Source organism: Sporosarcina ureilytica (assembly GCF_001753205.1).
Classification (GTDB): Bacteria; Bacillota; Bacilli; order Bacillales_A; family Planococcaceae; genus Sporosarcina; species Sporosarcina ureilytica.
On sequence record NZ_CP017560.1, the window covers coordinates 2913471 to 2925503 of the forward strand.

At 38.6% G+C, this 12033-nt stretch carries 12 protein-coding genes; 2 read left to right on the forward strand and 10 right to left on the reverse strand.

The window, feature by feature from the left end:
* Window positions 1-99 precede the first annotated feature (99 nt).
* Window positions 100-972 carry a Cof-type HAD-IIB family hydrolase gene (locus tag BI350_RS14315; RefSeq protein WP_075528757.1) on the forward strand — a complete coding sequence of 291 codons (873 nt, stop codon included), beginning with the start codon at window positions 100-102 and terminating at the stop codon, window positions 970-972.
* 305 nt (window positions 973-1277) lie between these two features.
* Complete coding sequence (locus tag BI350_RS17465; RefSeq protein WP_425423256.1) at window positions 1278-1403, forward strand: hypothetical protein; 126 nt, start codon at window positions 1278-1280, stop codon at window positions 1401-1403.
* Between the two features lie 228 nt (window positions 1404-1631).
* On the opposite strand, the gene BI350_RS14320 is transcribed toward BI350_RS17465, so the two are convergent.
* The 10 genes from BI350_RS14320 to BI350_RS14365 form a co-directional block, all read right to left on the reverse strand.
* Window positions 1632-2555 (reverse strand): AEC family transporter, encoded by a 924-nt coding sequence (locus BI350_RS14320; RefSeq protein WP_075528758.1) that lies wholly within the window; start codon window positions 2553-2555, stop codon window positions 1632-1634.
* 41 nt (window positions 2556-2596) lie between these two features.
* Window positions 2597-3067 carry a nickel pincer cofactor biosynthesis protein LarC2 gene (gene larC2 / locus BI350_RS14325; protein ID WP_075528759.1) on the reverse strand — a complete coding sequence of 157 codons (471 nt, stop codon included), beginning with the start codon at window positions 3065-3067 and terminating at the stop codon, window positions 2597-2599.
* Window positions 3067-3822 carry a nickel pincer cofactor biosynthesis protein LarB gene (gene larB, locus BI350_RS14330; protein ID WP_075528760.1) on the reverse strand — a complete coding sequence of 252 codons (756 nt, stop codon included), beginning with the start codon at window positions 3820-3822 and terminating at the stop codon, window positions 3067-3069. The genes larC2 and larB overlap by 1 nt, the downstream gene beginning before the upstream one ends.
* 167 nt (window positions 3823-3989) lie before the next feature.
* Entirely contained in the window at window positions 3990-5462 is a 1473-nt protein-coding gene (locus BI350_RS14335; RefSeq protein ID WP_075528761.1) for a gluconokinase, read from the reverse strand.
* 90 nt (window positions 5463-5552) lie between these two features.
* The gene (locus BI350_RS14340) at window positions 5553-6323 is read right to left on the reverse strand and encodes an SDR family oxidoreductase (protein WP_075528762.1); all 771 of its coding nucleotides are present in this window, start codon (window positions 6321-6323) and stop codon (window positions 5553-5555) included.
* Between the two features lie 21 nt (window positions 6324-6344).
* Window positions 6345-7613, reverse strand: coding sequence for a nickel pincer cofactor-dependent isomerase, group 22 (locus BI350_RS14345; protein WP_075528763.1), 1269 nt, complete (start codon window positions 7611-7613; stop codon window positions 6345-6347).
* A 323-nt stretch (window positions 7614-7936) separates the two neighbouring features.
* On the reverse strand, window positions 7937-8782 hold the full coding sequence (gene larE / locus BI350_RS14350) for an ATP-dependent sacrificial sulfur transferase LarE (protein ID WP_075528764.1): 846 nt from the start codon (window positions 8780-8782) through the stop codon (window positions 7937-7939).
* A 204-nt stretch (window positions 8783-8986) separates the two neighbouring features.
* Complete coding sequence (locus tag BI350_RS14355; RefSeq protein ID WP_075528765.1) at window positions 8987-10267, reverse strand: TRAP transporter large permease; 1281 nt, start codon at window positions 10265-10267, stop codon at window positions 8987-8989.
* A 3-nt stretch (window positions 10268-10270) separates the two neighbouring features.
* Window positions 10271-10801, reverse strand: a complete 531-nt coding sequence (locus BI350_RS14360; protein WP_075528766.1) for a TRAP transporter small permease — start codon at window positions 10799-10801, stop codon at window positions 10271-10273.
* 119 nt (window positions 10802-10920) lie between these two features.
* Entirely contained in the window at window positions 10921-11898 is a 978-nt protein-coding gene (locus BI350_RS14365; RefSeq protein WP_211117162.1) for a TRAP transporter substrate-binding protein, read from the reverse strand.
* Window positions 11899-12033 lie beyond the last annotated feature (135 nt).

Here is a 12033-nt window from a genome sequence, read left to right on the forward strand (position 1 = left end):
GATGCAGTTTATTTTAACTCCGTTAACACGCGGGAGTTGATATTCTAGTTAAAGATTGATATTATCAGGCTCCAAGCTGAATGGAGGACTGAGTTTTTCATGATACGCCTTATTGCAATAGATATGGACGGGACGCTGTTAAGCCCCGACCACACAATTAGTGAAATGAATAAACAATCGATTCGTGAAGCACAAGCACAAGGGATTGAAGTCGTAATTGCGACAGGAAGAAGCTATCTAGAGGCTTATGAACCTGTTCACCAAGAAGGCCTCGACCTTTCCTATATTTGTATTAATGGTGCCGAAGTAAGAGACAATACCGGCAACCTCATTACAGGAACGCATTTATTAGAAGAAGACATTCATAAAGTGGTGTCTATTTTAGAGTTGCATGAAATCGATTGCCAACTTTTTATCGATAAAACCGTTTATGCGAAAAGTATCCAAGTTCAAATTGATACATTTATTCAACTTGCGGAAGCTGCAAATTTAACGCCAAACGTTGAAGATATTCGTAAAGAAATCGAAAGTCGTGCTGAACAAGGAATTGTTCAAATCGTCAACTCATTTGATCCGATACTAGAAGATCATCAGCGTGAGATTTACAAAATACTTGGCACTTCGTTTAACCGTGAAAATTTAGATGTTGCTCGCGCAGCACTGAACAATATCCCAAGTCTTGCGATTAGCTCATCTGGTGCAGGGAACCTTGAAATCACAAACGTGAACGCTCAAAAAGGAATTGCGTTAACGGCGTTAGCAAGAGCGCGGGACATCCCAATGGAACAAGTGATGGCCATTGGTGATAATTATAATGATTTATCAATGATGGAACGCGTTGGACGCTCTGTCGCGATGGGCAATGCACCAAAAACAATTCAAGCAGCATGTGACCATATTACTGAAACTAACAGCAATGATGGCGTTAGCGTTGCGATTCAAAAGGTATTGCAAGCACAAATGTCACGTTGATTTTTCAAAATAAATACCGTCCACTTCCTTTATGAGAATGGACGGTTTTATTTATGCCTATACCTCTCAATAACACCTTGGGTAAAGTGATATCGAGATAATCATTGAACTTAATAATATATATAAAACAATTGAATAGAAGTGCTATATTATTTATAGCTTCGGGGAACGTATGTGTGATAGAATAAAAGAGTAATAGAATAGGTTTTCAAGGGTGGTCAGCATCCCGTTTTCAATCCTAGTCACGGTATATTCCATGACGGAAGGGGGTGCTGCAAGTGACCGTATTCCAGACGCTTGTAATCATGATTAGCTTTTCTTCACTAGTCGTGTCAATCATTGCGTTGGCGTATTTTAAAGGTACGCATCCTACAAGCGCCGCGTCCTGCGGCAACGGATGCATGACCGACATCCTGTCGGCCTCAAAATAAAATAATCCACCCTTGAGTTTCGCCGCTCTGGTGGATTATTTCGCCAAGTGATGCTGCCCCCTTAAAGGGAACCTGCTATTACTATGGTCGTTCGATGCACAAACATCGGGCGACCTTTTTTTATTCTATTCAATCTACATCTTTATTATACTTTTGAGTGGATTCTTTGACAACTATTTTATCTTAATTTCAATTTTCACTGGATCTTTACGATGAAAACTTTATCGTCTAAAACAACAACCTAGCCATAAAAATCACAACCGATACCGTCACCGCACTGATTAACGTTGAAAACAAAACGATTTGCGCAGCTAAATCCGGATGATTATCGTATTCCTGCGCGATTACAGCACTATTCACCGAAGTTGGCATGGCCGATCCGATTAACAATGCTTGTGCAACGATGCCTTCTACTTGAAATATGTATATAATCGCTAATGCAATGAGTGGGCCAATCGCTAGTCTAATTGTCAAACTATAATACAATGTGGAAAGTGCAGAAGTGAATTTAATTTGAGCGACCTGTGCCCCTAATGTAAAGAGCGCTAGCGCAATCATCGCATCTGCAACATAGTTTGCCGGTACCCATATAAATGACGGGATCGCAACGTCGAAGTAATTTAGCGATACCCCTGCCAACATCGCATACAGTACAGGCATTTTAAAATAACCAAGTGCCGCTTGTAATTTTCCAACCCGCACGGACTGCAAAGAAAAAATCCCATAGGAAAATAAAAAGATATTTTGCAATGTAAGCATAATCACTTGAATCGACATCGCAAATGGGTCACTTCTAAACACTAAATCATTGACCGGTACCCCATAGTTTCCAGAGTTAAAAAACATGACGCTATTCGAAAAGGTCGTTTTTTCACCTTTCTCCAATCGAATCATCTTGCCAATAAAGTGCGAAATAATATATAAAATCACGACATAGAGAATGAAAAACAAGAATACCTGTCCAAATAAATTCATAGATATCTTTGTACTATATAATTTCACAAAAATAAATGCGGGTACAAGAAAATAAATATTTAATCGAGCTAATGTTTGTACATTTAACTGAAACTTCATTTGCATCCAATAACCGATAAACATAATGACAAATATCGGTAATAGAATATCTTTTAAAATAATCCCCAGTTCTAGCAAGTTCCCCCATCCCCTAGTCTCGAGTATTTATGATTTCCCTATCACTCCGATAACTTTTTCCATACTTCATCATAAACTTGTTTAAGTGGAACATGATTGACTTCAGCGATTTCTTTACATTCCTCATATTCAGGAGAGCTTTTAATCACTTGCCCATCCAATATTCCTTCTTTTACAGTAACCTCTCCCCATTTGGTCGAAACTTTTCGGAAACTCCTTTCCATTCGATGAACCGTTAGAGGATAATACCGAACCCCCAATGTAGTCGTTTCACGGAAGAGGATGTCCTTCATTTTATTTAATTTGGATTCAGAACAAAGAAGTTGTAACAATATCGCCGGCCGATTTTTTTTCATATAAATCGGCGTATAATAAACATCATTTGCCCCGGCCTCGATTAATAAATCCAACACATACCCTAAAATTTCACCGGAAATATCATCTAAATTGACTTCAACCTTGAACATAGCATCATCAGTATGCGCATGATTTGGCGGATGAATGACTGACATTATGACTGCCCCTCTTCTGTTGGTTGTGCCAATCGATGGATTAACGCAGCATTGTACGCCGCCCCGTAGCCATTGTCGATGTTTACAACGCTAATGCCTGATGCACAGGAATTAAGCATCGTGAGTAATGCTGATAAACCATTGAAATTTGCACCGTAGCCAACACTCGTCGGGACAGCAATCACTGGATGTGAAACAAGACCACCGACGACGCTCGGCAGCGCACCCTCCATTCCAGCTACCGTAATCGAAACCGTTGCCTGTTGAATTTCTTCTATATTATCGAGTAATCGATGAATGCCAGCGACCCCAACATCATAAAATCGACGCACTTCACAACCAAATGCTTCAGCAGTAACGGCCGCCTCTTCAGCAACCCTTAAATCTGAAGTACCCGCACATAAGACGGCAATAAAGCCTTTTGCAAAACGGCTTTTTTGTTCATGACGTGAATATAAAATTTCAGCAATCTCATTGTAAATTAATTCTGTGTGGATTTTTCTAACTTCTTCTGCTTTTTCCTTTGAAATTCTTGTGACTAATATGTCATCCCCACGCGTCTGAATCGCGGTAATAATTGTGGTAATTTGCTCAGCCGTTTTACCTTCACCGTAGATTGTTTCTGGAAAGCCTTGACGTTTTTTACGATGATGGTCGACTTTCGCAAACCCTAAATTTTCATATGTTGCAAGCTTTCCTTTCGCTTCTTCTATACTTAATGTTCCTAATTGAACTTGCTTTAATATTTCTTCCATTTACCTCACGCACCTTATTTCAATCTGATGATAAAAAACGGGATCGCTGATTTATTTTATTGATGAATAATATCAGTATCCCGTTTTTTCCTACGAAATTAGTTTCTTATCGTCTTTTTTATAAAACAGTTATACAATCATCATAACAAATAAGGGACCGAGAAGAATCAAAAATACTTCTTTAAATCATTCGCAATGTGCATATACTTATCGAAATTCTTTTTGTAAAATGCATGATTGTCCATATTAGGCTGAATGACCGCTTCAATCGGAATGTTTTGTTTAATCTCCTCTAAAGATGCTACTTTTCCTGTCGCGTATAATGCTGTCCAGGCGGCACCCCAAGCAGCACTATGATGACTTTCTGATAAATACACTTCTTTTCCAAAGACATCCGCCAGCATTTGTACCCATAAAGGTGATCTTGCAAGCCCGCCATTCACATAGATTTTCTTCGTTTCCCCCGCCTGTTTTTCTAGTGCTAGTCCGATGTGGAATAAATTATAGGTAATGCCTTCTAACACAGCACGAACTAAATGCTCTTTTTTATGCGTAATGGAAAGTCCGAAGAAATTCCCTTTTGCTTCTTGACGCCATACGGGTGCTCTTTCTCCATTTATATACGGTAGGAATAATACCCCTTCTGCCCCCGGCGCAACTTTTTCTGCTTCTGCAGTTAATTGCTCAAAACTGCCTTCATACTCAATCAGTTCTTTTAACCATTGGAGTGCGATACCGCCGTTATTTGTTGGCCCACCAATAATCGATAATTCATCTGTAAATGCATAGCAAAAAACTTCTTGTTCTTCACTTACTTTAAAGCCTTTCATCATTTGTCGAATTGCACCGCTCGTTCCTGCTGAAATCGCTACTTCACCGGGTGAAATAGCGCCACTTCCTAAGTTTGCTAACTGCCCATCAGCCGCGCCAATGACAAATGGAAGATCTGCTGAAATGCCCATTTCCTTTGCAATTGCTTCATCTAATCCAGTTAATATTTCTGTTGGTGCTACAATTTTGGAAAGTTGTTCGGAATTTACGCCACTCAATGCTAACGCTTGTTTGTCCCAATCGAATTCCTTCACATTGAACATGCCTGTTGCTGATGCCATAGAATAATCAATGACACGAACGCCAAACCATTTTTGGATGACATATTCTTTTGCTGACATAAAGTAAGTTGCTTGTTGATAAGGTTCGAATTTCGTCTCCTTCATCCAGAGCAATTTACTAAACGGGGACATCGGATGGTTCGGTAATCCAGTATTTGCGTAAACTTCATCGCCGACTGTTTCACGCAGTGCACGCGCTTGTTCACTGCTTCGGCCATCCGCCCAAATCATTACTGGGGATAATGGCTCGAATTGTTCATTCACGCAAATAAGTGAATGCATCGCAGCACATAGGCCAACAGATGTTATATCGTCCGTGGAAATATCACCTTTTCCTAGGACATCCTTAATGGCGCCTCTAGAGGCTGCTTCAATTTCTACCGGGTCCTGTTCCACCCAATCTGGTTGCGGATAATGAGAAGTAATCATTCTTTCAGCTTCCGCGACAAGTTTTCCATTCATTTCAAAAACCACTGCTTTTGCACTCGTCGTACCGATATCCAGTGCAAGTACAAGTTCTTTCGACATTACTTTTCACCTTACTCTCTTTATTTTGAAAAGAAAAAGCTTTGGAATGTTCTCCAAAGCTTTTGATTAACGTTCCTGCGTCAAATTCATTTAGATTGTCATTGCACCGAAACCGCCGTCAACACGGATAAGTGTTCCAGTTACGAAGCCAGATGCTTGGTCTGAAGCAAGCCATACTGCTGTACCAGCAAGTTCTTCTGGTTTACCAAAACGATCCATTGGCGTATGTCCCATAATAGAAGCAATACGTTCTTCACTTAAAATTTTACGGTTTTGTTCCGCCGGGAAGAATCCTGGAATAATTGCGTTTACACGGATGCCGTGCGGTGCAAATTCACGTGCTAAAAACTGTGTCATATTGTTTACGCCAGCTTTAGATACCGAGTATGTAAAGACTCTTGATAATGGCGTTGTAGATGATACGGATGAAATATTAATGATGCTACCTTTTCTTTCTTGTTCAATCATTCTTTCCGCAAATACTTGCGTCGTTAGCATGATACCTTTTAAGTTTACATCTAAAATATGGTCCCACTCTTCTTCTTCGATTTCGAAAAATGGTGTTGGACTATTTGTTCCCGGCGCGTTTAATAAAATATCCCAGCCGCCTGACCAAGCTTCAATTTCTTTTGCAACGTTCTGTAAAGATTCTTTTGAAATAACATCCGCTTGGAATGCCTTCGCTTTACCGCCTTTTGCAATTATATCTTGTACAACTTCTTCTGCTGTTTCTAAATTTCGGCCAACGACTGCTACTTGTGCACCTTGGTCTGCCAATCCTTTAACCATTGCTGAACCTAAAACACTATTTCCGCCAATTGCCACAGCTGTTTTTCCTGTTAAATCAAATAAGTTACTCATCGCTAAATCCCCCTAAAATGTTTAAGCTAAATTTTCGTCATCATCAAATGACAACTCATATAAATCCGTGATTGATTCCATATATGGATGGTTCTTCACGTCTTCAAGATACGCTTCAGAAACTTCAATTTCACCAATTTCCAGCGTATTTTTAATACGCACCATTCTAACTTGTGTAAAATCTAAAATATTACATGTTTTTATCGCTGCTTTAATTGCCAGTTTATCGTTCGCTAATGTTGTCGCAGCTTTTGTAGGCGCCACAACTGTAGAAGTTAAGCCATTTGCATACGTTGCATCCCAATCTGTTTTATCAACAAGACGTCGTGTCGTAAAGTCAGCAGTTCCAACACCGTTCGCATTTCCTTCTGTTTCTGGTGTCAAATCTAGCACGACCATTTTATTGACTTCCGGCCCGCCGTGCGCGTAAGGCGTTGGATAGCGTCCAGTAATATTCGGATCCATTCCGTCACCGCTAATATTTTTACCGATTTCATCAATCACAAGCACATCGATTTTATCGAAATTAATTTTAGGCAATAATTTCTTCGCCATCTTTTGAAGCTCTGTTTCACGCGTTTCAATTTCATCTGGTAATAAAACCTCAACATGCGCAACTTTATCAAAAGCATTTTCGACTGTCGCAACGCCAAATAATACTGGCATTTTCTCTAGAATCATCGAAGCCATTAAAATGATATGTTTGCCCATATGTTCGAAACCAAGCTGGTGGCACGTTTCTGCCCCTCTTTGTTTTCCTAAACCGATGGCAATCATTTTCATAATACCGCTTTCAACTGTTCCTCTAAATGCTGTGTGCGGTTTCACGCGGTTAATCACAACAATTCCATCCGCTTGTGAAGCGAGCTTATCCACGTAAACAGGTAATCCATTTTCCAACTTTCCAATTTCCACAACTTCCATAGATGAACGGATTTCAGCGCCGACCGTTTCTTCCGTCACGCCTAAATGTGCAAGGACCGCGGTTTGTCCTTCTGCTGTTGCACCACCGTGGCTTCCCATACTCGGAACAATAAAAGGCTTTGCTCCAAGCTCTTTTAAAAATGTAATCGTTCTTCTCGTCACTTCAACAATTTGATCGACGCCTCTACTGCCAACAGCTACTGCAATTTCCATGCCTGGTTTGACTGTTTTTCGAATTTCTTCTTTTTGTAATGCTTCATTCAATGCGCCATCTACATCATCTAATTTTGTATCATCAAATGATTGACGTACTTTCATCATTTTAGGTACTGGTATATCTTTTAGTAGTTCTTCAATAATTCCCATTCAAAACTCACTCCTATTCGAGATAAAAGAACTTATTTAACAATGCATAACAATGCTCCAACTCACATTTTTCCTACGCGAATGTAAGCCCTTTCAAACTTGACAGTTATAATATAATACGTTTTCTTAAGTAGCAAGTTTTTAATTTGTTTATCAACCCAACAAACAATTGATTATAGAATATCATTTATCTGATTTTCCGTCAATAGTCTACGATTATATGAATATCGAAATTTTTTTCTTTTAAATGAATGAACTTTTCCGCTTAAAAAACACTACAAATATACCCGCTTACTTATGCGTAAGCGGGTATATTCCTATTATTAAACGCTTGCTTTTTCTAGCTTCGTATCCATTAGGCTTTCAGACAACTCTTCGTTCATACTACCTGTACGATATCCGCGTAAATCTAATGAAACGTAAGTGAAGCCGAGGGATGTTAATTTCAATTGGATCTTATCGTGATGCTGAACCAATTGCGTAAGTTTTTCCGGCGCCACCTCAATACGAGCAATATTCTCGTGATGACGTACACGCACTTGTTCAAAGCCAAGTTTCGCCAAGAATAACTCAGCTTCGTTTACTTGCTTAATTTTAGTTTTAGTAAGTTTTAAACCGTAAGGAACTCTTGATGCCAAGCTACAAGATGCAGGTTTATCCCAAACAGGAAGGTCTAACTTTTTCGCAAGTTCACGAACTTCATGTTTATAAATATTTGCTTCTTGTAGTACACTGCGAGCGCCTAACTCAGTTCTTGCACGCAACCCTGGACGAAAATCGTCTAAATCATCCATAATCATGCCATCTAACACGTATGGATAATCCAATTTCTGTGCTAATTCATTCAGATGAGAGTAAAGCATTCTCTTACTGTGGTACCAACTCTCCGGTGTATTTGCTACAATTTCTGGATTATTTAATTCTTTGATTTCAGTTTTATATACTTGAACGCCCATGTCCTCGGCAACTTTAACAGCATTATCAAATTCCTCTTGGCGGAATAATTCAGATGCAACAACAACAGCTAGAACTTGGTCACCAAGTTCTTCTTGTGCTCTTTTCAATACGACAGCACTATCAACACCACCGGAAAAGGCTACCATCACGCGCCCCATATCAGTGAGTATCTCACCAAGCTTAAGGTTCTTTTGATTCGTTGTTTCTTTCATATCTTTTCGCCTCACTTTTCTCCTTAATTAAAGGAGTTTATTTAATGCCTCTCTATTTAGCATAGGTTTCTCAAATAAAATTGTCAATCTACAGCACCTATTAACAATATTTTGAATATCCCATCGGTTAATCAACATTGCTTGTACTAAGCTTTCAATCCATCTGTTCTAATACAATTCAATTAAAAAGATTTGCAAACTAGTCTACTTTGCAAGGAATTGAGGTAAAAACAACACTAAACTTGGGATAAATGAAACTAATAGTAAAACAAATATTAATATACCATAGAATGGTAACATCGAGCGAGCTGCCCGTTCAATTGGGATTCTTCCGATTGCCGAACCGACAAATAATACAGATCCAACTGGCGGTGTCACTAATCCAATCGCTAAGTTAAGGACTAGCACAACTCCAAAGTGAACCGGATCCATTCCAATTCCTACTGCAATTGGCAGTAAAATAGGCGTTGTAATCAGGATAAGCGGCGCCATATCCATTACCATTCCTAATAGTAATAAGATTAGGTTAATTAACAGCAATGTTGTAATGTCATTTGGTGATACTGCTAAAATAAAATCTGTTGCCATTGCTGGAACTTTAAGTAAAGCCAATAACCATCCAAAAGCTGATGAAGCAGAAATTAAAAACATAACCATCGTTAACGTTCTAAACGTGCGATATAAGATCACTTTAAATCGACTAATTGGAATATCTCTATATACGAAAAACGTAATGATAAAGGCATACAATGCACCGATAGCAGCTGACTCAGTAGCTGTAAAGAAACCGCTAATAATCCCACCCATAATAATAACAGCAGTAAAGAGTCCTAACAGACCTTCGCGGACAATTTTAGGAACCTCTTCTCTTTTAATCGGTTCGCCTTTAGGATAATTTCTTTTTACTGCCATGATATAAGTTAATACCAATAATGCAAAACCAAGTAATAATCCTGGTATTAGGCCCCCCATAAACAAGGCACCTACAGAAACTCCACCCGCTGCAGTTGAATAAATAATCATATTATGACTTGGCGGAATAACTACTCCTTGTGTCGCACCTGCGACTGTAACACTTACCGCATAATCATTGTCGTAACCTTGTTTTTTCATCATTGGAATTAATACAGATCCTAATGAAGAAACATCAGCAAGAGCTGAACCTGAGATTCCGCCAAATAATGTACTTGTGATAACGTTTACTAGCGCTAACCCGCCACGAATTCTACCAATAAGTACGTTCGCAAGGTTTATTAAACGACGTGAAATCCCACCTTCGTTCATAATCTCACCAGCAAGTATAAAGAAGGGAATCGCTATTAAAGAAAAGGAGTTTACCCCACCAACCATTCGTTGTACGATTGCCGCCAGGTCAATATGCATATATATTCCAGTAACTAATGAAGATATAGCTAATGTGAGCGCAATCGGTACTCTTAATAATAATAGTAGTAAAAAGCTACCTAGTAGTAAAAACACTGCCATACCTTAGACCTCCCCATCCTTAACTGCTTCCATTGCTTCCGTATCAATTTCATCGTTGTATTCTTGATGCAGACCTTTTACAAATAATAATTCTATCCCGTACAATAATGTGAAAATTCCTGCTGTAGGCATCGCAGCATAGAGTACGCTAGATGGAAGACCCGTCCCTGCCATCGTCGAATTCCCCATCAATATTGTGAACTTCCAACCATAATAAACTAATACGCCCCCGAAGAAGATAACTAAGATTTTTGCAAACAAATCGCACATGTCTTGTACTTTCTCCGGAAATAAATTCACTAAAAAACTGACACCGATATGCAACTTTTGTCTAAATCCATAGGCAATTCCTAAGAAACTTACCCATACAAAAAGTATCATAGATAATTCTTCTGCCCAGGATGGTGTGTAATGAAGAATTTGTCTAGAAAAAACTTGATAAATAATAATAAGGATCATTGCCAACAACGCTGTTAAAGACGCAAATACGAGTAAACGATCTAATACATCTTTACCCATTCTCAAAATTTTCATATAGGTACTCCTTTCTTTCATTTAAACTCCTTACCAAAATCATGTTTTGTGGAGAATCTATTCTATAACAACTATAGAGGTGAGATTACCCCACCTCTATAGTTGTAAATTATTCATGATTATTGTTCTAGTTTGTCTAGCCACTTCTTGTATTTTTCGCCGTGTTTTTCATAGATTGGCTCAACCGCTTTTCTCCAAGGAGCAAAATCAGTAACCTCGAAGATTTCATTTCCATTTTCGATAACAGCTTCTTTAGATTCTTCTACTAGTTTAGCCCACGCTTCACGTTGATATTCAACTGACTCAAGCGCTGCTTCCTTGAAAGCTTTCTTATCTTCTTCACTCAATTTATCCCATAAACTTTGGGATGCCATTAAAATCTCAGGTGGACCAGAATATTTATTAATTGTAAGATACTTAGCTACTTCGTAATGGTTAGAAGTATAATAACTTGGTAAGTTATTTTCCGCTCCATCAATTACCCCCGTTTGAATTGCAGAATACACTTCACCATATTCCATTGGAGTCGCCGATGAACCAAAAGATTCAAAAATATTAACAGCAAGTTCAGATGGTTGAACGCGAATCTTTAATCCTTTCATATCTTCTGGTGTTTTAACTAGTCTTTTGGAGTTATATATACTTCTTTCCCCTGAATCGTAAAATGCTAAACCTACAAGATTTGTACCTTCAAATGAGTCTAAAAGTTCCTGGCCAATTTCACCATTTAAATGTTCCCATTTAGACTCTTCATCCTTAAACAAATATGGCAATGATAGAACACCAATGTCTTCAGAAAACTCAGTAAGTGGTGTTGCGTTAACTCTTGTTAGATCAATTGAACCTAATTGAAGTTGTTCTACAACACTCTTCTCATCACCTAATTGACCACCAGCGTATACGTCAATTTTGTAGCGACCATTTGTTTTTTCTTCTACTAATTCTGCGAACTTTTTATCGCCGATAACTGTCGGGTAATCCTCTGGATGATTATCCGCTAATTTCAATGTTATCGTTTCATCAGAATTTCCACACGCAGCTAATGCAAAAACTGCTACAAACATTACTGACAATAAAGTTATCAGTCTTTTCTTCAATTAAATCACTCCTATTATAATAAATTGTAAGACTAGTCGCCAAAAAGGGACCGCTTTCATAATTATTCTATTTACTAACTTTCTTATTTCAATACTTACTTTGGCCAGTAAACAAACTAATTGATTTTTATTATA

Excerpts from the sequence above, each read along its gene's own strand:
- BI350_RS14315 (WP_075528757.1), top strand. The coding sequence starts at position 100 with ATGATACGCCTTATTGCAATAGATATGGACGGGACGCTGTTAAGCCCC.
- BI350_RS17465 (WP_425423256.1), top strand. The coding sequence starts at position 1,278 with ATGATTAGCTTTTCTTCACTAGTCGTGTCAATCATTGCGTTGGCGTAT.
- larC2 (WP_075528759.1), bottom strand. The coding sequence starts at position 3,067 with ATGTCAGTCATTCATCCGCCAAATCATGCGCATACTGATGATGCTATG.
- larB (WP_075528760.1), bottom strand. The coding sequence starts at position 3,822 with ATGGAAGAAATATTAAAGCAAGTTCAATTAGGAACATTAAGTATAGAA.
- BI350_RS14335 (WP_075528761.1), bottom strand. The coding sequence starts at position 5,462 with ATGTCGAAAGAACTTGTACTTGCACTGGATATCGGTACGACGAGTGCA.
- BI350_RS14340 (WP_075528762.1), bottom strand. The coding sequence starts at position 6,323 with ATGAGTAACTTATTTGATTTAACAGGAAAAACAGCTGTGGCAATTGGC.
- BI350_RS14345 (WP_075528763.1), bottom strand. The coding sequence starts at position 7,613 with ATGGGAATTATTGAAGAACTACTAAAAGATATACCAGTACCTAAAATG.
- larE (WP_075528764.1), bottom strand. The coding sequence starts at position 8,782 with ATGAAAGAAACAACGAATCAAAAGAACCTTAAGCTTGGTGAGATACTC.
- BI350_RS14355 (WP_075528765.1), bottom strand. The coding sequence starts at position 10,267 with ATGGCAGTGTTTTTACTACTAGGTAGCTTTTTACTACTATTATTATTA.
- BI350_RS14360 (WP_075528766.1), bottom strand. The coding sequence starts at position 10,801 with ATGAAAATTTTGAGAATGGGTAAAGATGTATTAGATCGTTTACTCGTA.